Source organism: Paenibacillus sp. PL91 (assembly GCF_012935325.2).
Lineage (GTDB): Bacteria > Bacillota > Bacilli > Paenibacillales > Paenibacillaceae > Pristimantibacillus.
Map to the genome: position 1 here is coordinate 57,330 of NZ_JABBYG020000023.1, position 21,554 is coordinate 78,883.

Consider the following 21,554-nt stretch of genomic DNA (forward strand, 5'->3'; position numbering starts at 1 on the left):
CTTCACTTTTCCTTAGTATGGAAAAACGGGGAACACCCTATTCACGCGGAGCGGGCGGATCATTAAATTTTTGTATAAAAGGTTGAAAAGGTTGCTTTTTTGGCCTAATTTACTATAATTACGATTGAACGATTGAAGGAAAGAAGGGATTTTCGACATGGAATTGTGGTATACGGAAAAACAAACAGACAGCTTCGGCATTACGGCGAAGATTACTAAAACGTATGTTAATGAACAAACGGATTTTCAACAGCTTGATATGATCGAGACAGAAGAGTTCGGAACGATGCTCGTCCTTGACGGCATGGTTATGACAACGGTTAAGGATGAATTCGTTTACCACGAGATGGTTGCGCATCCTGTTCTTTTCACGCATCCGAACCCGGAGTACGTGCTTGTAGTTGGCGGCGGAGACGGCGGCGTTATTCGTGAAGTCATGAAACACCCTAAGGTGAAGAAGGCTGTTCTTGTCGACATTGACGGAAAAGTCATTGAATACTCCAAAAAATATTTGCCATCCATCGCTGGCGAGCTCGACAACCCGCGTGTTGAAGTGCTTGTAAACGACGGCTTCATGCATATTCATGATCATAAAAACACGTACGATGTCATTATGGTTGACTCAACAGAGCCGGTTGGCCCTGCCGCAAACCTATTCACAAAAGGCTTCTACCAAGGCATCTACGAGTCCTTGAAGGAAGACGGCATCTTCGTCGCGCAAACGGACAACCCTTGGTTCAAGGCTGACCTTATCCAAAGCGTAAACAAAGACGTGAAGGAAGTATTCCCAATTGTTCGTGTATACGGCGCGAATATCCCGACTTACCCAAGCGGTCTATGGACGTTCACGATGGGCAGCAAAAAGTACGATCCTACGGCTGTTGACGAGACAGCTATTCCGGAAATCGATACCAAATACTACACGCCGCGTCTTCACAAGGCAGCATTTGTGCTTCCTAAGTTCGTTGAAGACCTTATTAAGTAATAAGCGGCTTACGTTATAGGAAAGTGAGGACAAGCCTTATGAAATTGGATCAAAAATATTCAGGCAATGTCTTCATCCTGAGCTCTGACAACTATGAAGCTTCTAAAGCGGTTATCTACGGCATGCCGATGGATTTCACGGTCAGCTTCCGTCCAGGCTCGCGCTTCGGCCCCCCTCGCATTCGCGAGGTGTCGATCGGACTTGAAGAATACAGCCCATATCTGGATCGCAGCCTCGAGGATATTGAATATTTCGATGCCGGCGACCTGCTGCTTCCCTTCGGAAATGCAGCGCGCAGCTTGGAAATCATCGGCGAATTCGTTCGCGGCGTTCTAGACGATGGCAAAATCCCTGTTGGACTCGGCGGCGAGCATCTTGTTTCTTGGCCGATTTTCCAAGAGGTGTACAAGAAATATCCTGATCTTGCGATCATCCACTTCGACGCTCATGCCGATCTGCGCGAGTCGTATGAAGGCGAGCCGTTGTCCCACTCGACACCGCTGCGCAAAGCAGCCGGCCTAATGGGCGGACAGAACATTTACCAATTCGGTATTCGTTCGGGCTCACGCGAGGAATGGCAGTATGCACGCGAGAACATTAACTTCCACCCGTTCGAGGTGCTGGAGCCGCTGAAGAAGGTGCTGCCAGAGCTTGAAGGGCGTCCGGTTTACTTGACGATTGATATCGATGTGCTGGATCCATCCGCAGCGCCAGGTACAGGTACAGCGGAAGCGGGCGGCATTACGTCGAAGGAGCTCATCGAATCGGTACATGCAATTGCGCGTTCAGGCGTGAATATCGTTGGCTTCGACCTCGTTGAGGTAGCTCCGGCTTATGATCCAACCGAACAAACGCAGATCGTTGCGGCGAAAGTTATCCGTGAGATGCTGCTAGGATTTTTGAAATAAATTCTATTTGCAATAAAAAGGCTTCGCCCGAACGGTTAATCCGTTTAAGGCGAAGCCTTTTTGCGTTATTGATGAATAGGTTCGACAAGATATCCGAAAATCGACAAATTAATCGAATGACAATTCTGAATAATTAAATTATTATAGTTGAGGTAAACAATGGAACATGAAGTGGATGCATGGGAAAACTAGAAACAGAAGAGAAATAGAGGAGGAGTTATTGTTGGCGAAAACGTACAAATCGATGTGGAAGGCAAGCTTGGCTGCGGCTATTTCCGTCAGTCTAGCGGCAATGCCGCTCACGGTAACGGCGGCGGAATCAAGTGCAGGCGGTACCGTCGAGCTGCGTATTATGGAAACGTCGGATCTGCATGTGAACATGATGAACTACGATTATTTTGCGGACAAGCCTACTGATGAATACGGACTGGCTAAGACGGCATCGCTTATCAAGAAAGCGCGCGAGGAAGCCCCGAACAGCCTATTGTTCGATAATGGCGACTTGATTCAAGGGAATCCGCTGGGCGATTATGTCGCAACGGTTGATAAGCTGAAGCAGGGCGAGACGCATCCCGTCTATAAGGCTATGAATTTGCTAGATTATGATGCAGGCAACTTAGGCAATCATGAATTCAATTATGGTTTGGAGTTTTTGGAAAATACGCTTGCCGGGGCGGACTTCCCTTATGTGAATGCAAATATTTATAAGGCGGACGGCGATAAAGATGAGTCGAACGACGTCAATTTGTTTAAACCGTACCTGATTCTGGATAAGGAAGTAACGGACGGCTCCGGCGCGAAGCATACGCTGAAGGTGGGCGTAATCGGCTTTGTGCCTCCCCAAATTACGCAGTGGGATAAAGCGCATTTGGAAGGGAAGGTCGTCGTTAAGGATATCGTGAAGACAGCAGAGCTGTTTGTGCCGGAAATGAAGGCGAAGGGAGCGGATATCATTGTCGCGATTCCGCACTCGGGCTTTGAGGATATTCCGCAAACGCCGCTGATGGAAAACTCGGTGCTCTATTTAAGCAAGGTTGCAGGCATTAACGCGATCTTGTTCGGTCATGCCCATAAGGTGTTTCCTGACAAATCGTTTGAAGGAAAAGCGGGCGTTGATCTCGCCAAAGGAACGATAAACGGCGTCCCTTCCGTGGAGCCTGGCTTCTGGGGCAATAATCTCGGCATTATTGATCTCACGCTTGAGAAGAAGGACGGGAAGTGGACGGTTGCTGATTCGAAGACCTCGGTTAAGCCCATCTTCGATACCGTGAACAAGAAGCCGCTTGTAGATGCAGACCAAGCCGTCGTCGATGCGGTGAAGGAGGACCATGAGAATACGCTGGCGTATGTACGGGGACCTGTCGGCAAGACGACAGCATCCATCAATAGCTGGTTTGCGCTCATTCAAGATGATCCTTCCATTCAAATCGTCACGAATGCGCAGAAGTGGTATGTCGAGAAGCAGCTGCAAGGAACGGAATACGAGGGCATTCCTGTGCTCTCGGCAGGCGCGCCGTTCAAAGCGGGCGGCCGCCAAGGAGCCAATTACTATACGAATATTCAAGCAGGCGACATTGCGATTAAGAACGTTGCCGATTTGTATTTGTACTCCAATACGGTAAATGCGGTGCTCGTGTCGGGCGCGGAGCTTAGAGAATGGCTCGAGTGGTCGGCAGGCCAGTTCCTGCAGATCGATGCTGCGAGCAAGGAGAAGCAAGAGCTTATCAATAATGATTTTCCAACGTATAATTTCGATGTGATCGATGGCGTAACTTATCAGATCGATGTTACGCAGCCGCCGAAGTATGAAGCGAATGGCGTGCTTAAGAATGAAGGCGCGAAGCGGATCGTCAATCTGCAATTTGACGGCAAACCGATAAAAGAGGATCAAAAGTTCGTGGTGGCTTCCAACAATTATCGCGCTTCCTCCAGCAAATTCGCTAACCCCGATGGCAAGCGAGTCATTCTCGCCGCACCAGACGAGAACCGTCAGGTCGTCATTGATTACATTCGTACCAACAAAACGATCAATCCTTCTGCGGACGGCAACTGGTCTCTCGCGCCTATCAATGATACGGTGAATGTTACCTTCAAGACATCGCCGGAAGCGAAGAGCGCAGATGAAGCGAACGAGACCATTGCCTTCGCGGCAGATACGGAGGACGGCTATGCGGAGTTTAGGCTGGACCTCAGTGCGAAGAACGTAGTGAAGCCTGAGGAGCCTGCGGAGCCTGTCGAGCCGACAGAGCCGGAAGTTAAACCTGAGCCTGAGAAGCCGGTTGTGACTGTGCCTCAAGTGCCAGTGCCTCAGGAGGCTGTGTATACGGTCAAATCGGGCGACACGCTCTATGCCATAGCGATTAAGCACGGAACGACGTGGCAGAAATTAGCAAGCTACAATAAGCTGAACAACCCGAATAGGATCTATCCGGGACAAAAGATTAAAATACCTGCTAAGTAATCGATCTGCGTTGATAAAAAGACGTTTTCCGCGTAACGTTAGCGGAAAGCGTCTTTTTCGCTGCATGCGGCGGTTGTGCCCGTATGAACTGGGCTAGACTTAACTCATAATAAGTCGCAGTGGATACAGCGAGAACGAACATAAGGAGGAATAACCATGCGTATCTATTCGTTTCCGCCGGTTATCGATGAGCGTGCGCGCGTGCTTATTCTTGGGACGGCGCCAAGCGTGAAATCACTGGAGCATCAACAATTTTATGGGCATCCGCAAAATTTCATGTGGCGCATTATCTATCGTTTGTTTAATGATTCCGATGCCGATCCGGTCTACGAGAATCGGCTCGCTTTCCTGAAGGAGCATCGCCTTGCGCTGTGGGATGTCATAGAGTCCTGCGAGCGGGAAGGCAGCCTGGATGTGAATATACGCGGAGAAGTGCCGCAAAAGCTGCCCGAGCTTGTGGCAAACTATCCGGATTTACGCTGCTTCGCGTTTAACGGAAGCAAAGCGTACGACACCTTTCATAAATTTTATCGCGGGCATGAAAGCTTTAAGGACATTGCGCTGCTTAAGCTTCCTTCCTCAAGTCCGATCCCTACTCCGAAGATGAGGACGCTTGAGGATCGGGTGGAGGCATGGCGGGTAATTGTGCCGTATGCAACAACTTAACCGCGCTCTAGCGTTGAAATTACGAGGCTTCCTGTATATAGTAGTTACATAAGATTAGACTGAACAGGAGTAAGATGATGGCTGAAAGCAGGAAAGTGCGAATTACTTTGGAGAGCGTGCAGGACGGAAGCTCGCACAACCACACATACGTGGGCGAATGGTTTCGCAAGGAGCGGTCTATCTTTATCCGCTACAGCGAACCGGCAGTTGAGGGCGAACCAAGCGCTGGCGAGGTGCGCACGCTTGTGAAATATCGGCAAGGCGAGCTGTCCATCACAAGGCGGGGCGTCATCGAATCGGAGCAGCTATTTGTGCCCGGGCTTAGGCGGACTGGCCGCTACCACTCAGCGATGACGTCTTTTGCGCTTGAGACGGATACGATGATGCTGTCGCTGCAGATACCGAACGGTGATGGGACAAGCACAGCAGCAGAGACGCTGCCGACGGAGCTGCCTTTTACGCTAGAGTGGGAGTACGAGATGCACGTGGGTGAACAAATGTCGGGCCGATTCCATATACGGCTCCATATACAGGAGGAACGAAATCAATGAATTCAAATGTACTAGAGAAAATGTATGAACAGGTTAAAGCGGCGATTGCCGATGCTGCAGTGGCAGCTGGCCTTGCAGCGCGGGAAGAGCTTCCTGCATTTGTGATTGAGGTTCCGAAGGATAAATCGCATGGTGATTTGGCTACCAATGCCGCTATGCAGCTAACTAAGCTGGCTAAGAAAAATCCCCGCCAAATCGCAGAAGCGATCATTGCTCACTTGGATACGAAGCAAGCTTCGATCCAATCGGCTGAAATTGCGGGCCCGGGGTTCATTAACTTCCGCATGGACAACAGCTACCTTTATCCGGTTGTGAGCGCTGCGCTTGAAGAGGGAGAAAACTATGGACGGACTTTAGAAGGCAACGGCAAACGCGTCCAAGTAGAGTTCGTTAGCGCGAATCCTACAGGCAGCCTGCATCTTGGACATGCGCGCGGCGCGGCGGTTGGCGATGCTTTGTGCAATGTGCTTGACTATGCCGGCTATGACGTCACTCGCGAGTACTATATTAATGATGCCGGCAAACAAGTAGAGAACCTAGCTGTGTCCATTGAGTCCCGTTACCGTCAAGCGCTGGGACAAGCAGCGGAAATGCCGGAGGACGGCTACTATGGCGAGGATATTATCGGCTTCGCAAAGCTGCTCGTTGAGCAAGAGGGAGATAAGCTGCTGGAGCTGCCTGATCAAGAGCGGTTCACCTTTTTCCGTCAGTTTGGCCTAGAGCGTGAGCTCGACAAAATTAAACGCGATCTTGGAAGATTCCGCGTAGGCTTTGACGTGTGGTACAGCGAAACGGCCCTCTATGAGAGCGGACAAGTTGAACAAGGGCTTGAAGCGCTGAGAGCAACAGGGCATGTCTATGAAGAAGAAGGAGCGACATGGCTGTCGACGATGACGTTCGGCGACGACAAAAACCGCGTGCTCGTGAAAAATGACGGCTCATACACTTATTTGACGCCTGATATCGCGTATCACCGTGACAAATACAGCCGTGGCTTCGACCAGATGATCAACATTTGGGGCGCAGACCACCATGGTTATATTCCGCGTGTGAAGGCGGCTATGGAAGCACTCGGCAATGATCCGAAGAAATTGACTGTGTTGATTGCTCAAATGGTCAGCCTGTTCCAAAACGGCGAGAAAATGAAAATGTCGAAGCGTACGGGCAAAGCGGTCACGATGCAGGATCTTATGGACGAGGTAGGCATTGATGCTATCCGTTACTTCTTCTCTATGCGAAGCATGGATTCGCATCTCGATTTCGATATGGATCTAGCGATTTCTACTTCTAATGAAAATCCTGTTTTCTATGTGCAGTATGCGCATGCACGGATTTGCAGCATTTTCAGACAAGCTGAGGAGCAAGGAATTGTACTGAAAGCTACAGATGCCATTGATTTTAGCAAGCTGGTTGCAGAGGGCGAATTCGATCTGCTTCGCAAAATCGGGGAGCTTCCGCAGGAAATAACCGAGGCGGCGACGCAATATGCACCGCATCGTCTTATTCGCTATGTTTATGAGCTGGCATCGCTGTTCCACAGCTACTATAGAGCTGAGCGCGTCATTACAGAGGATGCTGAGCAGTCGCAAGCTCGCCTCGCATTGCTTGGCGCCGTTCGCATCGCCATTGCAAACGTGCTGCGCTTAGTTGGCGTTTCCGCGCCGGAGCGTATGTAATTTTCATCCCGCAAAAACAAGCCGTGGGTTCATGATTTATCCACGGCCTGCATCATGCTCATCACATCAAGCTCGCCGATTGTTCGGCGGGCTTTGCTGCCTCTTAAGGGCTGCACGGAGCGTTTGATGATCGACTTGATCTCAGTTGGCGAAAGCCCTGGCTTATGGGCAAGCAGCAGTGCGATCGCTCCGCTTACATGCGAGGTCGCCATTGAGGTGCCGCTCATCTCATTGTATTTGCCGCGAAGCCAAGCAGATACAATTTTGTCGCCAGGCGCATATACGTCAATATGTGCACCGCGGTTGCTGAACGGAGCGACGCGGCGAAGCTTGGTCGTTGCGCCAACAGCTATTGTCTGCGGATAGCGAGCGGGATAATCAACAAAGCGCCGCTTTCCATCGTTGCCGGAGGAGGCCACGATAATAACGCCCGCATTATGTGCGTTTGTGACGGCGCCGAGCAGTGCTTTGCTCCTTGTCTTCATGCCGAAGCTCATGTTGATGACATTCATGCGATTCCGAATGCACCACTCGATTCCGAGTATGATGTCGGAGACGAAGGCGCTCCCATTATGGTCAAAAGCCTTGACTGGCGAGATGAGCGCACGCGGTGCTACGCCGATCATGCCCTGAAGCTGGTTGGCTGCGGCTATCGTTCCCGCAATATGTGTTCCATGACCATTATCGTCATGCGGGAGCATGCTGCGGTTCAATAGGTTGATGCCTCTCGAGAGAGAATGGCGAAGATCGGGATGGCTGAAGTCAGCACCCGTGTCAATCACGCCTACTTTAACCCGATGGCCGGTCGTTGTGCTCCATGCCTGCGGGGCTTTTATTTGATTAACGCCCCAAGGTATACCTTTATCTACAATAATAGACTTTTGTGAGGATGAGGCATGAACGCTTATTTTGCAATCCTTTTCAATCCACACGCGTCCTGAGAATCGCTCCAGCGTTTCTTCGGCGGGCAATCGGCAAGATATTCCGCGAATGATAGGCATTTGTCTAATGCTCTTTCTAGGTGATGCTGACGAAGCGACCTGTGACATTTGCTGTACGAATTGCCGGTAGTCGCTCACACGCTGAAAGCGAATGATTCGCTTTACGGTCGTTGCGTCCGTGCAAGCCATCGTATCCTGCAGCAAACGGATAAAAGCGGCGGTGTCCAAACTTGGCTTCCCCTCCCGACGGACCATGCTGCACTATTGTATGAACGAGCGCTCCATAACGCATGAGCAACTTGCCTTTTTTCACATAATTAGGCTTCAAACCGTGTCAAAAATCGTTGAGGGACATAGGATGAACAAAGAGTTCTCAGGGGCTCTTACGTCCAAGGTACGTTACCTCGTGTCATGGCCGGATGGATACAGTCAAAGCGGAAGGATTATCCTTTCGCTTTTTGCATTTAAGTCCAAGCTATACGGGCCGCTTGCTTTTTTGGAGGAAATAGGTTTTACTATACTTTGACTAGCGTAAACGACGGGTGCCAACCTCTGGCAGCGGCCGCTCGTTTCGTAAAGAAATGTGAGCGGTGTATAAGAGGAAATCGTACACGGTCCTTGCATTTAGATGGAATGAACGCGTACATAATTTGAATGGCAAGAGAGGATGTGTCCATATGAGCAGCAGCAATTTTACGTTAAAGCTGGATCCTGAACGTATGAAGGAAATGCCTATGGTCGATTTGGCCTTTGAAGTGCTGAAAGCGGCTAATACCCCATACTACTATCGCGATCTAATGATGGAGATCGCTAAAATACGCGGTCTTTCCGCAGACGGAATCAACCAGTTCATCGCACAAGTGTACACGGAAATCAACATTGATGGCCGTTTTGCTTGCGTTGGCAGCAACATGTGGGGACTAAAGCGTTGGTATCCGGTTGAGCGTTCCGAAGATCCTGTAGGCAATGCGAAGCGTACGCGCATCATTAACGATGACGATGATCTCGAAGATGACGATGTATTTGCTGACGAGGAAGAAGATACTTACGCAGAGGCTGAAGAAGACTACGACGTATTCGACGAAGACCGCGAGGATTTCGAAGAGGCTGAAGAGGAAGCGGAAGTTGATGAGGAAGTTGGCATCGATGACGAGGAGCTGGACGAGGAAGAAGTCGACGGTGAATTGGACGCGGATGATGATTCAGATGATGATGAAGAGTTCGAAGATGACGACAATGACGACAAATAGTTAGCAAAACATGCAAGGCTGCATAAGCGACTAGCTTATGCAGCCTTACATTTTGCTGCGGTGCCGCCCATGCCTTGAATAGACAGCGAAAGACGTTTACGAAGGAGTATGGAGCATCCTGTCAGTTTCGCTTGACAGGTCCTATAAGCGCAGAGTAAACTATCTCATGGGCTTAAGATTCGGTTAACAAATAACGCATACATGCGTGAACGGCTGTTGCCCTCCTTTGGAGGCATGGACTCGTTCCGCGGTGAAATATTTGTAAAGTATAATGGTTGTAACTTATGCTTTCTTATATTTTTATATATGCCAAAAAAGGAAAAGTGCCCCGTTACTACGGGTGTCACTTTTTTTGTTTGTGGGGGATGGGTCTGTAGGATGCATTTCCACAAACTGGATGGATAGGCAGAGTGTATCTGCATCCATGTTTATCGAGTAAATGGGCAAACCTAAACATTAACCATAGGAGCTTGGAGGGTATCATCACAGTGACCAAATATATATTTGTAACCGGCGGCGTAGTGTCGTCCTTGGGCAAAGGGATAACAGCAGCCTCGCTCGGTCGATTGCTGAAGAACAGGGGCCTCAAAGTAACGATTCAAAAGTTTGATCCTTACATTAACGTGGACCCGGGAACGATGAGTCCATACCAGCACGGAGAAGTATTCGTCACCGATGATGGCGCAGAAACGGATTTGGATCTTGGTCACTATGAACGGTTCATCGATATTAACCTGTCGAAGAACAACAATGTGACATCCGGAAAAATCTATTCCAACGTCATTACCAAAGAACGCCGTGGCGACTATTTGGGTGGAACGGTTCAGGTAATCCCGCACATCACGAATGAAATCAAGGACCGTGTATTCCGCGCGGGCAAAGAAGCAGGTTCTGATGTTGTTATAACTGAAATCGGCGGCACCGTCGGTGATATCGAGAGCTTGCCTTTCCTTGAAGCGATCCGTCAAATCAAGAGCGATATCGGCCGCGACAACGTCATGTACATTCACGTTACGCTTATTCCTTATATCAAAGCTGCAGGCGAAGTGAAAACGAAGCCGACCCAGCATAGTGTTAAGGAATTGCGCAGCATCGGCATTCAGCCGAACGTGATCGTATGCCGTACAGAGCATCCGCTTGCTGAAGACTTGAAACGCAAAATCGGCTTGTTCTGCGATATCGATGCGAATGCAGTCGTGGAATGCCGCGATGCTTCGACATTATATGAAGTGCCTTTGATGCTTCGCGAAGAAGGCCTTGACGAGATCGTCGTCAACCATCTGAAGCTCAAAACGGACCAGCCGGATATGCGCGAATGGGAAAGCCTTGTTCAGCGCGTAAAAACGCTTCATAAGAAAACGGAAATCGCTATTGTTGGTAAATATGTTGCGCTGCACGATGCTTACCTAAGTATTGTAGAATCGCTTGAGCATGCAGGTATTGCTTCCGATTCCGTCGTTAAAATTCGCTGGCTGCATGCGGATGAGCTAACGGAAGAGAATGTGGATGAGCAGCTAAGTGGCGTTCACGGCATTCTTGTACCAGGCGGCTTCGGCGATCGCGGGATTGAAGGCAAGATTACAGCTATTAAGTACGCTCGCGAGAAGAAGATTCCGTTCTTCGGTATTTGCCTAGGTATGCAGGTTGCTGTAATTGAGCATGCTCGCAACGTGGTTGGACTAGCAAACGCGAATAGCTCGGAAATTAACCCGTCCACGCCGTATCCGGTTATTGACTTGCTGCCGGATCAGAAGGACATTGAAGATATGGGCGGCACGATGCGCCTTGGTTTATACCCTTGCAAGCTCAAGCCAGATACGCTTGCTGCAAAAGAATATAATGATGAGCTTGTATACGAGCGTCATCGTCATCGGTATGAGTTTAACAATGAATACCGTGAAGCGATTGAATCAGCAGGCCTTACGATTTCCGGAACATCTCCGGACGGGCGCCTCGTTGAAATGGTGGAAATGGCTGACCATCCTTGGTTCTTGGCTGTTCAATTCCATCCAGAATTTACTTCCAGACCGAACCGTCCGCAGCCATTATTCCGTGGATTTGTTCAAGCAGCACTAAACTATTCTGAGTAAAACATCAATAAAATATTGCAATTTCTTCCAATGACATATTATGTAACAACAACGGATAAGTTTTTCTCCATTCGAGAAGGATTATATACCCACTTTAGCGAATATATTAACGATTATGGAAGAGTTGGCCATTTACATGGGCAAGCTCAGTCGCGGGGGGATTTGGAGTTGGATAAGAAGAAAGTGTTGATCGTTGATGATCAGAACGGTATTCGCGTATTGCTTATGGAAGTATTTAGCAGCGAAGGGTACAATACGTTCCAAGCGTCTAATGGCAAGCTGGCTTTAGAAATCGTTAAGAACGATGCTCCGGATCTTGTACTGCTGGATATGAAAATACCCGGTATGGATGGTTTAGAAATTTTAAAGCATGTAAAAGCTATCGATCGTAATATTAAAGTTATTATGATGACAGCCTATGGTGAGTTAGATATGATTAAAGAAGCGACTGATCTCGGGGCATTAATGCATTTTACGAAGCCATTTGACATCGATGAGATGCGAATTGCGGTTAATATGCAGCTGCGAGGCGGCAATTCCACTAGTCGGTTTGCAATAGGTTCTTAATTCAGTTTATAAACGGCATCGTCGCTCGCTGGAAGACGGTGTCGTTTTTGCATTTTCTGGAAGTGTCAAAACGAGCTTTACTATTCCAAGGTGCATTATGTTATAATGGCTCAGAATGACAAGATGGAACGAGCTTGAAACAATCCGTTTGTTCGGAAGCAACAACCAAGCGTAATAAAAGGAGCAAAGGTATTAAACCGCCTCGAAATAGCAAGTGAGCTTAACACTCGCTTGATTTGGCGTTTTTTCCTTTATTCTCTTCCAAGTCTACGGGAGGAACTATAACTAGATGGAGAAATTGATGATACGCGGTGGACGGCCGCTTCGCGGTACCGTTCAAATCAGCGGGGCGAAGAACAGCGCAGTTGCGCTTGTGCCTGCAGCTATTTTAGCAGAATCAGAAGTAGTATTAGATAATTTGCCTATCATAAGTGATGTAGCGGTATACAGCGAGATTTTGCAAGAGCTTGGCGCAGTCGTAAAGCGCGACGGCGACATGATGCGCATTGATCCTTCCGAGCTAGTCTCGAAGCCAATGCCGAACGGAAAAGTAAAGCTATTGCGTGCATCCTATTACTTGATGGGTGCTATGCTGGGCAGATTTGGAGAAGCGACAATAGGAATGCCGGGAGGCTGTAATTTTGAGCCGAGGCCAATCGATCAACATATTAAAGGTTTTGAGGCACTGGGAGCAACGGTAACCAATGACCATGGATCTATCCGAATTTTCGCCAAGCAGCTGCGCGGTGCGAAAATTTATCTCGACGTATCAAGCGTTGGAGCCACAATTAATATTATGCTTGCGGCCTCTCGGGCCAAAGGGCTAACGATTATTGAAAACGCGGCAAAAGAGCCTGAAATTATAGATGTAGCTACTCTCCTAAATGCCATGGGCGCAAAAATCAAAGGTGCCGGAACTGAGACGATTCGAATTGAAGGAGTCGATCAGCTTCACGGTTGCCGCCATTCCATCATTCCAGACCGAATCCAAGCTGGTACGTATATGATTGCAGCCGCTGCAACGCGCGGCGATGTCCTTATTGATAATGTTATTCCAAAACACTTGGAAGCGATGACGGCTAAGCTTGAGGAAATGGGTGTACAAGTCATTGAAATGGATGAATCGATCCGAATTATCGGAGCGCCTAAATATTCTTCGATCGATGTGAAAGCACTCATATATCCAGGCTTCCCTACAGATCTTCAATCGCCGATGACAACCTTGCTTACGCAAGCGAGCGGAGTCAGCATTTTGACCGATTATGTTTACGGCACTAGATTTAAGCATGTTCCTGAGCTCACTCGCATGGGAGCTGACATTCGCGTTGAAGGCCGTTCGGCTGTGATCGAGGGCGGCAAGCTGAATGCGGCTAAAGTGAAGGCTGCTGATCTGCGTGCGGGGGCAGCGCTAGTTGTTGCTGCGCTAACTGTTGACGAAGGCGTTACCGAAATATCGGGCGTCGAGTATATTGACCGAGGTTATGATAATTTAGTAGAGAATCTGCGCCGATTGGGCGCGGATGTATGGCGTGAGACGGAAGCTTCATCATAAGCAACAGGACGATGCGGACGCTGTGGAATAGACGGCGTCTAATTCGGCAATGATGGATAATCAGGCCTATGATTTTACTAGATACACAAAAATCATAATGAAAATTGAATAAAGTGGTGAGAACATGACAGACCTTCAGATCGCCGATCTAGAAGAGATGAAATTGACTGATCTATACAAATTAGCGAAGCAATTTCAAGTTCCGTACTACGGGACTCTTAAGAAGAAAGAATTGATTTTTGCTATTCTACGCGCACAGGCAGAGAAAAGCGGCCTCATGTTTATGGAGGGCGTACTCGATATTTTGTCAGAGGGCTTCGGATTTTTACGACCTATTAACTATTTGCCGAGCAAGGAAGATATTTATATCTCAGCTTCACAAATTCGCAGGTTCGATCTAAGAAGCGGCGATCTTGTATCCGGGAAATGCCGTCCGCCGAAAGAGAATGAACGCTACTTTGGCTTGCTGCAGGTAAATGCCGTCAACGGCGAGAACCCTGAGACAGCATCCGAAAGACTACACTTTCCTGCGCTTACTCCTCTTTATCCAGAAAAGAAGCTAGTGCTCGAGACAACGCAGTCGAAGCTGTCCACTCGAATGATGGATTTGCTCGCTCCTGTAGGACTCGGTCAACGCGGACTCATTGTTGCTCCTCCTAAGACGGGGAAGACATTGCTGCTCAAAGAAATCGCCCACAGTATTTCAGAAAACCGTCCCGATATCAAATTGTTCGTCCTGCTCATCGATGAGCGTCCCGAGGAAGTTACAGATATGCAGCGCTCCGTCAAAGGAGAGGTTATAGCCTCTACGTTCGATGAGCTGCCTGAAAATCATATTAAAGTAGCTGAGCTTGTGCTTGAACGCGCACTTCGCCTTGTTGAACACAAGAAGGATGTTGTAATTCTGATGGACAGCATCACTCGTCTTGCTAGGGCTTATAACTTGGTTATTCCTCCATCTGGACGTACGCTTAGCGGCGGTATCGATCCGGCAGCGTTCCATCGTCCGAAACGGTTCTTTGGTTCGGCGAGAAACGTTGAAGAGGGCGGCAGCTTGACGATACTTGCGACTGCGTTGATTGAAACGGGCTCGCGTATGGATGATATCATTTATGAAGAATTTAAAGGTACTGGCAATATGGAGCTCCATTTGGATCGCAAGCTGTCCGAGCGCCGAATATTCCCTGCTCTAGATATGCGCAGATCAGGAACTAGACGCGAAGAGATGCTTTTGACGAAGGAAGAGCTTGATAAAGTATGGGCCATCCGCAGAGGGATGACAGATACGCCAGACTATGTCGATAATTTCTTGAAGAAGCTTAAGGACAGCGAGAACAATGAACAGTTCCTCATGTCACTAGATACAACGGTAGAAGCGAAACCGGAGCGGTCCGGCCTCAAAACCAGCGCTACAACGACCAGCAGGCGTCCTACGCCTAGAACGACGCACGGATCGTAAGACCGCAGGAGGGAGTACAACATGAATCTCGTATATGCGGATGAAAAAGGAAATGTTTTTGACCATCCAGAATTTGTGGCCTTGGGTAGAAGCGGCGATATGATCGTTGAAATTATGGAAGATGAATTGATTCCACTTCCTAATGGCGCGACGCTAGTTAGCTTGCCCTTCACTAGGCCGATAGGGCTTAATCCGGATACAGGCGAAATGCAGGTACTGCCAGGCGGGGCTCAGGCGGTAGGCGCTTTGCTGCCGCAAGGCTTTACCCGGCTCTGCTTGCCTGGCTACGTGAAAGCTGATAAGAACGAGAAGCTTCCGCTGTTTGGCTATACGGCAGTCGTATGGAAAGACGGCAATTTTTATGTTACGGCGGAGCAGAGCGATGACCCAGAGAGATGGGACCCGCTTAACTGCGACCGTGGTGAGCTAGGTATTCAAGTTGAACGCATACTTGCGAAATACCCGGAAAATCGTCTGTACAAGCATCTGTCCAATTGTGCTCTAGGCTATGAGTGCTTAACCTCTTCCAACACGTTTCTAGGTCGGTGGGAAGGTGCAGTGCCTGTATCCTATTCTTGCAATGCGGGCTGCTTTGGCTGTATTTCGGAGCAACCGGATGACAGCGGATTTGTTGCACCACAGACACGGATGAATTTCAAACCAACAGTCGACGAGGTTGTCGAAATTATGCTGGAGCACTTGCGCGAGCCGGAATCGATTATTAGCTTCGGTCAAGGCTGTGAGGGCGAGCCCTCAACGCAAGCGAAAATCATTGTTGAAGCTATGAAGCGCGTACGCAGCCAAACCTCGCTTGGTTACATTAACATTAACACCAATGCTGGATTGACGGACTTCATGCGTGCCATCGTTGATGCAGGGCTTAACCTGATGCGAGTAAGTACAATTAGCGCGCTTGACGATCATTACAATGCTTATTACAAGCCTCGCGGCTATACGCTGAAGAATGTCGAGAAGTCGCTCAAATATGCATCCGAAAAAGGCGTTTATACATCCATCAACTATTTGATTTTCCCAGGGGTTACGGACCGCGAGGAAGAAATTGAAGCAATGATCGGATTTGTGAAGCGCACAGGCTTAAAGCTGATCCAAATGCGCAACCTGAATATCGACCCCGAAAGCTATTTGGCGATTATTCCGAAGGCGCAGGGTGAAATTTACGGGATGAAGCAAATGCTGGAGATTTTCCGGGAAGAGCTCCCAAATGTCGTTATTGGCTCCTATACGCATGTACCGCCGGCGGCGCTGTTTAAATAATTGCCCAGTGAACGGTAATTTCATCTAATATTGTCATATGAGCGATTATTCATTGCAACAGCAAATCAGTTCATGCTATAATCCGAGATGTGTGATTTAACTCTGGGTCCGCATGCGATTCAGGGCAGAAAGAGGTGAACGAGATGAAACAAGCTATTCATCCGACATACCACATCATTACAGCAACTTGCGCTTGTGGAAATTCCTTCGAGACTGGTTCGATTAAACCGAGCCTTCGCGTAGAGGTTTGTTCCCAATGCCACCCATTCTACACGGGTAAGCAAAAGTTCCTGGATGCTGGCGGCCGCGTCGATCGTTTCAAGAAGAAATACGGTATTTAATCCTACAAATCGTTCCGCCTTTATTTGGCAGAATACAAGAGCCTCCCTCAGCCATCCTATTGGATAGAAGGGAGGTTTTTTGATTGGATAAGAAACCATTCGATTCGGGTAAACGGCTTAGTATTAGTCGATTAACTATTCTTGCGGCATGTGCGGTAGCGCTGACCATTACGCTCTCTGGCTGCGGCAACAGCAAGCAGGAGAACAGGCTTAGAACTTATGGCCATGATGGGTATATGGGGTACTCCAACAGCAATCCAAACTTGCCCAATCGTTATGAATACCTGAATTATAATGCGGACGGCAATTTTATCGAACAGGTGCTGAAGCCTATACCCGGCATTGAGCGCACAAATATTTATTTTAACGGCACTGACCTTCATGTGAATTTAAACGTCAAAAATGACCTTTCTGATGAGCAAGCAGAACAGCTGCGCGCAAAGGCGCAGTCGGTTGTGCAGTATAATATGCCGCGTTATAACGTACATGTGGAAGTGAAACGATAAAAAGCAGTAATCTATTTCCAAGTCAATTGGACGAGTTGCGCTTTATCTCGTAATCGGCTATACTTATTTTTGCCGTGCTAGATGGGGAGGTAGCGGTGCCCTGTAACTCGCAATCCGCTGTAGCGAGGTTGAATTCCTATTTGAGGTTATGCCGATATGGGGTCTTGGCACTTGCGAGCAGTGTTGACAGTTGGGTCCTCCGCAATGGACGTTTGTGAACGGGTCAGGTCCGGAAGGAAGCAGCCATAAGCAAATTAGTTCATGTGCCGGGGGAGTGCCTGACTCGAGCTGTAGTGCAAGGATGTCGCCTGGGTCGCATTTATCAGGAGTAGGTGCACGGTACTAAATTTCATCTTTAAATGAATGCTAAATACAAAAGTAGCACCTGTGACCGCTGTTCGATGTTTTTATCGGAAATAGCGGATGCAGGTGTTTTTGTTTGCGATTCTTTTGTTTGAATAGTATTATGGCGGGCAAAAGAAAGTTTTGCTTGCTACGCAGTTGTTGTATAATAGAGGAATAGTCATTCTATTTTGTAATGAACAGGCAACATGAAAGGAAAGGTCTGCGTGTCACATATCGCTTTATATCGTGCCTGGCGTCCGCAGACGTTTCAGGACATGGTTGGTCAACAGCATATTATCCAAACGCTGCAAAATTCAATTCGCGAACAGCGTGTGTCGCATGCTTATCTATTTAATGGTCCGCGAGGGACCGGTAAAACTAGCGCCGCGAAAATTTTGGCGAAAGCGGTTAACTGCGAACGTGGTCCGGCTGATGAGCCCTGTAATGAATGCGATGCTTGCATAGGGATTACGGCTGGGCATATTATGGATGTAATTGAGATAGATGCTGCATCCAATCGCGGTATTGATGAAATTCGTGATATACGAGATAAAGTGCGATATGCCCCTTCAGAGGTGCGGTTCAAGGTTTATATAATAGATGAAGTACATATGCTTACGGCCGAGGCATTTAATGCCTTGCTCAAGACGTTGGAGGAGCCGCCGGGGCATGTTATTTTTATCTTGGCGACAACGGAACCGCATAAGCTGCCTGCTACGATCATCTCGCGCTGTCAGCGGTTTGATTTTAGGCAGGTCTCACTAGAAGAGCAGACGGCGCATTTGTTAAAGATTTGCCGTGAGGAAGGCATACAAGCTGACGAGGACGCGATTGCATATATCGCGAGGCTGTCAGAAGGCGGGATGCGGGACGCGATCAGCTTGCTTGAGCAGGTTTCTGCTTTTGCCGGCGACCGCATCACGCTAGAGGCTGCAGTAGATGTGACTGGCGGCATGGCTGCTGATCATTTCTATCAGTTGGCTGAGGCTGTTAAGGATCGTAATGTAGCATCTGTAATGCCACTTGTGGAAAGCTTGATGCAGGCTGGCAAGAGCGCGGACAAATGTATGGAAAACTTAATTTATTATTTCCGTGACTTGCTGGTAATGAAGCTTGCTCCGCAGGGCGGTTCAGCGACGGAACGCATCGTCGACCCTGAGCGCTTCAAAGCGATGGCTGAAGCGTTTACGCCTGGGCGGCTGTTCGCAATGATCGATACGCTGAACCGCTATCAGGTGGAGCTGAAGCACGCATCGCAGCCGCAAACGCTGTTTGAAGTGGCGCTGATGAAGCTATGCACGTTGGGTGAAGAGCAAGCATCAGGCGGTGGAGGAGCGGCAGCAGCTTCAACAGGCGCGCAATCAGCTGAAGTTGGCCGATTGCGCCAGCAGGTTGAAGCGCTCGAGCGCAAGCTGGAGCAAGCGCTGCAGAATGGCATAGCTGCTGGTGGGAGTTCATCTTCCGCTGACAATGCGGCAAGCAAGCAAGCGGCGCGCACGAACGCAGTTCGCAGCTCATTTGGCGGATCGGGCGGCATAGCTCGCTCTTCCGTTAAGCTTGATCCTTACTTAGCGGCAGCAGGCAGTCCCGAATTCAATCAATTCCGCATGAAATGGAATGATGTTCTGCAGGGCGTGAAGGAAGCCAAAATAACGGTTCACGCTTGGTTGAAGGATGGAGAGCCTGTCGCTTCTGCCGATGATGCCATACTCGTCGCATTCAAAAATACGATGCACCGGGAAACGACCGAAAAGCCAGCCAATCGTGATATTATAGAGAAGGTCATGCATGATGTCCTTGGCGGGCCGTTCCGGATCGTTACGGTCATGATGAAGGATTGGCAGGCTGCGGCACAAGGCGCTAGTGCGCAGAAGACTGAGACGCTTCAATTGGAGCCCGAGGGTTCTGACGCACCGCAAAACCCAAGTAGGCCTGTTTGGGTGGAAGAAGCCGTTAAGCTTTTTGGGGAAGACTTAGTAGTAGTGAAGGATAACGATTAAATACTAATGATGAGGTGATTTCTAATGAACAACATGAACCAAATGATGAAGCAAGTGAAGAAGATGCAAGATCAAATGATGAAAGCGCAAGAAGAGCTAGAAACAAAAACAGTTGAAGGAACAGCAGGCGGCGGTGTCGTTACCGTATCGGCTAATGGTCATAAGAAGCTGCTAAGCATTACGATTAAACCCGAAGCTGTAGATCCAGAAGATGTTGAAATGCTGCAAGATCTTGTACTTACTGCAGTTAACGACGCGCTTTCAAAAGTAGATGAGCTGGCGAACAAGGATATGGGCAAATTCACCGGCGGAATGAAAATTCCAGGATTGTTCTAAGAAGAACCGCGCGCTTTCGTTTGAAAGGAGCTGTACCTAGTTTTGTATTACCCCGAACCGATAGCGAAATTAATTGATGCTTTTACGCGATTACCGGGTATAGGACCCAAAACGGCCGCCCGTCTGGCGTTCCATGTGCTTCGAATGAAAGAAGACGACGTCATAGATTTTGCGAAGGCGCTAGTAAGCGTTAAGCGCAATTTATTCTATTGCTCGGTTTGCTGCAACATTACGGATACCGATCCGTGCAAAATATGCCAAGACAAGTCTCGCGATAATTCCGTTATTTGTGTCGTTCAAGAATCGAAGGATCTTGTGGCTATTGAGCGGATGAAGGATTTTCAAGGGCAATACCATGTTCTGCAAGGCGCGATTTCTCCCATGGAGGGCATTGGACCAGATGAAATTCGAATTGCAGAGCTGCTGCGGCGGTTAAGCGATGAACGGGTACAGGAGCTCATATTGGCAACTAACCCGAACATTGAAGGCGAAGCGACAGCGATGTATTTATCGAGGCTTATCAAGCCATTTGGCATTCGTGTGACGCGAATAGCACATGGATTGCCTGTTGGCGGCGACCTTGAGTATGCGGATGAGGTTACACTCTCCAAAGCGATGGAAGGCCGAAGGGAAATAAACTAGCGTTAAGCGCAATGAAAGGCGGCAGGTCGAGAATGTTCTCGACCTGCCGCCTTTTTGCTTTTTCTATATCGGATCGCCAAGTCTCAAGATCTCGTTCTATTCCGGTGTCCAAGCCTATACATATAGTAAAGAACTGTAAGTACATAGGACATGCGGGAGGGATTCGTTTGAAGAACAAGCATCAGGCGACCTTGGAGAAAGAGGTTATCCAAATGGATGAGATTCGAATGGAAATAGCTGAAGCGCACCGAGAATGGGAGAATGCGATTCGTTATTTTAATCACGCGCACGGTAATGATCAAATCGATTACGCTATTTACTGCATGATTACAGCTGAAAAGAGATATGATATGCTGCTTCGCTTGGCAAAGCGTACAAGTAATAATTGGCCAGCATGGAGAGGAGCAATGAAATGAAAACCATTTGGTTGTCCGTATTTATTGTATCAAGCGTTTTATTGGCAGTCGTCTTATTAAGAAATAAGCTTACGTGGGGTATGCTTCGCGGATTTGCGCTTCACCTTGTTTTGGCAGCGGGTTTATTGTATGTGCTGAACTACTCCGAGGCGGTGCCGGGTATGTATATTCCGCTGAATCCCGTTACAATTGGCACGGTGCTTACTTTAGGGGTTCCTGGAATAGCCTTGATTGTCGGTCTCCAATGGGTAGTTGTGTAAGACAATCCAAAAAAGGTTTGGCAAAAAGGTTGACGCGAGAAGCGATTATATGCTACATTAGTTCTCGCGCCAAGAGTAAGTAAACAAGCTTCAAAAAAAGAAATAAAAAAATTACTTGCATTAACTTGGGCATCTGTGATATATTATAAAAGTCGCCAATGAAACACACGGCCGACACGAAAGAAAAGATTGCTCTTTGAAAACTGAACAACGAGTAATAACTGCCTCGCAAATCCTTCGGGATAAGCGAAAAAAGCGATAAAAAGTAATGAGCATTTCAAACACCAATTTGGAGAGTTTGATCCTGGCTCAGGACGAACGCTGGCG

21 protein-coding genes and 1 other RNA gene are annotated in these 21,554 nt (G+C 48.4%); 20 read left to right on the plus strand and 2 right to left on the minus strand.

Annotated features, from left to right (window positions below):
• The first annotated feature begins 157 nt into the window (after nucleotides 1-157).
• From speE to argS, 6 genes are all read left to right on the plus strand, one after another.
• The gene (speE, locus tag HI950_RS30975) at nucleotides 158-985 is read left to right on the plus strand and encodes a polyamine aminopropyltransferase (protein WP_053373276.1); all 828 of its coding nucleotides are present in this window, start codon (nucleotides 158-160) and stop codon (nucleotides 983-985) included.
• A gap of 38 nt (nucleotides 986-1,023) precedes the next feature.
• On the plus strand, nucleotides 1,024-1,893 hold the full coding sequence (gene speB / locus HI950_RS30980) for an agmatinase (protein ID WP_076271583.1): 870 nt from the start codon (nucleotides 1,024-1,026) through the stop codon (nucleotides 1,891-1,893).
• A 244-nt stretch (nucleotides 1,894-2,137) separates the two neighbouring features.
• Entirely contained in the window at nucleotides 2,138-4,354 is a 2,217-nt protein-coding gene (locus HI950_RS30985) for a bifunctional 2',3'-cyclic-nucleotide 2'-phosphodiesterase/3'-nucleotidase (RefSeq protein WP_169090266.1), read from the plus strand.
• 156 nt (nucleotides 4,355-4,510) lie between these two features.
• A complete protein-coding gene (locus HI950_RS30990; RefSeq protein WP_169090166.1) occupies nucleotides 4,511-5,020 on the plus strand; it encodes a DNA-deoxyinosine glycosylase in 510 nt (169 codons plus the stop codon).
• A gap of 77 nt (nucleotides 5,021-5,097) precedes the next feature.
• On the plus strand, nucleotides 5,098-5,571 hold the full coding sequence (locus tag HI950_RS30995) for a YwiB family protein (protein ID WP_169090164.1): 474 nt from the start codon (nucleotides 5,098-5,100) through the stop codon (nucleotides 5,569-5,571).
• Nucleotides 5,568-7,247 carry an arginine--tRNA ligase gene (argS, locus tag HI950_RS31000; protein WP_169090162.1) on the plus strand — a complete coding sequence of 560 codons (1,680 nt, stop codon included), beginning with the start codon at nucleotides 5,568-5,570 and terminating at the stop codon, nucleotides 7,245-7,247. Before HI950_RS30995 ends, argS begins: the two co-directional genes overlap by 4 nt.
• 29 nt (nucleotides 7,248-7,276) lie before the next feature.
• Here argS and HI950_RS31005 read toward each other — a convergent pair whose 3' ends face one another.
• The gene (locus HI950_RS31005; protein WP_223285623.1) at nucleotides 7,277-8,416 is read right to left on the minus strand and encodes a S8 family peptidase; all 1,140 of its coding nucleotides are present in this window, start codon (nucleotides 8,414-8,416) and stop codon (nucleotides 7,277-7,279) included.
• A gap of 449 nt (nucleotides 8,417-8,865) precedes the next feature.
• Between HI950_RS31005 and rpoE the strand changes: the two genes are divergently transcribed.
• From rpoE to HI950_RS31075, 14 genes are all read left to right on the plus strand, one after another.
• A complete protein-coding gene (rpoE, locus tag HI950_RS31010) occupies nucleotides 8,866-9,438 on the plus strand; it encodes a DNA-directed RNA polymerase subunit delta (RefSeq protein ID WP_169090160.1) in 573 nt (190 codons plus the stop codon).
• A gap of 488 nt (nucleotides 9,439-9,926) precedes the next feature.
• Entirely contained in the window at nucleotides 9,927-11,528 is a 1,602-nt protein-coding gene (gene pyrG, locus HI950_RS31015) for a CTP synthase (protein WP_169090158.1), read from the plus strand.
• Between the two features lie 168 nt (nucleotides 11,529-11,696).
• Nucleotides 11,697-12,095, plus strand: coding sequence for a response regulator (locus HI950_RS31020; protein ID WP_076271590.1), 399 nt, complete (start codon nucleotides 11,697-11,699; stop codon nucleotides 12,093-12,095).
• A 289-nt stretch (nucleotides 12,096-12,384) separates the two neighbouring features.
• Nucleotides 12,385-13,647 carry a UDP-N-acetylglucosamine 1-carboxyvinyltransferase gene (locus HI950_RS31025; protein ID WP_169090156.1) on the plus strand — a complete coding sequence of 421 codons (1,263 nt, stop codon included), beginning with the start codon at nucleotides 12,385-12,387 and terminating at the stop codon, nucleotides 13,645-13,647.
• Nucleotides 13,648-13,771: 124 nt separating this feature from the next.
• Nucleotides 13,772-15,106: a transcription termination factor Rho gene (rho, locus tag HI950_RS31030; protein WP_169090154.1), complete on the plus strand. Its 1,335-nt coding sequence runs from the start codon at nucleotides 13,772-13,774 to the stop codon at nucleotides 15,104-15,106.
• 21 nt (nucleotides 15,107-15,127) lie between these two features.
• Nucleotides 15,128-16,381, plus strand: a complete 1,254-nt coding sequence (locus tag HI950_RS31035; RefSeq protein ID WP_169090152.1) for a radical SAM family protein — start codon at nucleotides 15,128-15,130, stop codon at nucleotides 16,379-16,381.
• A 143-nt stretch (nucleotides 16,382-16,524) separates the two neighbouring features.
• Complete coding sequence (gene rpmE / locus HI950_RS31040) at nucleotides 16,525-16,722, plus strand: 50S ribosomal protein L31 (protein WP_053373265.1); 198 nt, start codon at nucleotides 16,525-16,527, stop codon at nucleotides 16,720-16,722.
• Nucleotides 16,723-16,805: 83 nt separating this feature from the next.
• Nucleotides 16,806-17,228, plus strand: a complete 423-nt coding sequence (locus tag HI950_RS31045; RefSeq protein ID WP_169090150.1) for a hypothetical protein — start codon at nucleotides 16,806-16,808, stop codon at nucleotides 17,226-17,228.
• 72 nt (nucleotides 17,229-17,300) lie between these two features.
• Nucleotides 17,301-17,568: signal recognition particle sRNA large type (gene ffs / locus HI950_RS31050), an RNA gene on the plus strand.
• Nucleotides 17,569-17,797: 229 nt separating this feature from the next.
• Nucleotides 17,798-19,573 (plus strand): DNA polymerase III subunit gamma/tau, encoded by a 1,776-nt coding sequence (gene dnaX, locus HI950_RS31055; protein WP_169090148.1) that lies wholly within the window; start codon nucleotides 17,798-17,800, stop codon nucleotides 19,571-19,573.
• A gap of 24 nt (nucleotides 19,574-19,597) precedes the next feature.
• The gene (locus HI950_RS31060) at nucleotides 19,598-19,909 is read left to right on the plus strand and encodes a YbaB/EbfC family nucleoid-associated protein (RefSeq protein WP_053373263.1); all 312 of its coding nucleotides are present in this window, start codon (nucleotides 19,598-19,600) and stop codon (nucleotides 19,907-19,909) included.
• 42 nt (nucleotides 19,910-19,951) lie between these two features.
• The gene (recR, locus tag HI950_RS31065; protein WP_169090146.1) at nucleotides 19,952-20,551 is read left to right on the plus strand and encodes a recombination mediator RecR; all 600 of its coding nucleotides are present in this window, start codon (nucleotides 19,952-19,954) and stop codon (nucleotides 20,549-20,551) included.
• A gap of 167 nt (nucleotides 20,552-20,718) precedes the next feature.
• A complete protein-coding gene (locus HI950_RS36200; RefSeq protein ID WP_223285624.1) occupies nucleotides 20,719-20,967 on the plus strand; it encodes a DUF2508 family protein in 249 nt (82 codons plus the stop codon).
• Entirely contained in the window at nucleotides 20,964-21,227 is a 264-nt protein-coding gene (locus HI950_RS31075) for a pro-sigmaK processing inhibitor BofA family protein (RefSeq protein ID WP_169090142.1), read from the plus strand. The genes HI950_RS36200 and HI950_RS31075 overlap by 4 nt, the downstream gene beginning before the upstream one ends.
• Before the next feature lie 143 nt (nucleotides 21,228-21,370).
• Here HI950_RS31075 and HI950_RS36205 read toward each other — a convergent pair.
• Nucleotides 21,371-21,554, minus strand: a 184-nt coding sequence (locus HI950_RS36205) for a hypothetical protein (RefSeq protein WP_223285625.1), incomplete at its 5' end; no start/stop codon positions are given.

What these genes read in the sequence shown, in the direction of transcription:
- speE (WP_053373276.1), top strand. Translation starts at nt 158, where the DNA reads ATGGAATTGTGGTATACGGAAAAACAAACAGACAGCTTCGGCATTACG.
- speB (WP_076271583.1), top strand. Translation starts at nt 1,024, where the DNA reads ATGAAATTGGATCAAAAATATTCAGGCAATGTCTTCATCCTGAGCTCT.
- HI950_RS30985 (WP_169090266.1), top strand. Translation starts at nt 2,138, where the DNA reads ATGTGGAAGGCAAGCTTGGCTGCGGCTATTTCCGTCAGTCTAGCGGCA.
- HI950_RS30990 (WP_169090166.1), top strand. Translation starts at nt 4,511, where the DNA reads ATGCGTATCTATTCGTTTCCGCCGGTTATCGATGAGCGTGCGCGCGTG.
- HI950_RS30995 (WP_169090164.1), top strand. Translation starts at nt 5,098, where the DNA reads ATGGCTGAAAGCAGGAAAGTGCGAATTACTTTGGAGAGCGTGCAGGAC.
- argS (WP_169090162.1), top strand. Translation starts at nt 5,568, where the DNA reads ATGAATTCAAATGTACTAGAGAAAATGTATGAACAGGTTAAAGCGGCG.
- rpoE (WP_169090160.1), top strand. Translation starts at nt 8,866, where the DNA reads ATGAGCAGCAGCAATTTTACGTTAAAGCTGGATCCTGAACGTATGAAG.
- HI950_RS31025 (WP_169090156.1), top strand. Translation starts at nt 12,385, where the DNA reads ATGGAGAAATTGATGATACGCGGTGGACGGCCGCTTCGCGGTACCGTT.
- rho (WP_169090154.1), top strand. Translation starts at nt 13,772, where the DNA reads ATGACAGACCTTCAGATCGCCGATCTAGAAGAGATGAAATTGACTGAT.
- HI950_RS31035 (WP_169090152.1), top strand. Translation starts at nt 15,128, where the DNA reads ATGAATCTCGTATATGCGGATGAAAAAGGAAATGTTTTTGACCATCCA.
- rpmE (WP_053373265.1), top strand. Translation starts at nt 16,525, where the DNA reads ATGAAACAAGCTATTCATCCGACATACCACATCATTACAGCAACTTGC.
- HI950_RS31060 (WP_053373263.1), top strand. Translation starts at nt 19,598, where the DNA reads ATGAACAACATGAACCAAATGATGAAGCAAGTGAAGAAGATGCAAGAT.
- HI950_RS31075 (WP_169090142.1), top strand. Translation starts at nt 20,964, where the DNA reads ATGAAAACCATTTGGTTGTCCGTATTTATTGTATCAAGCGTTTTATTG.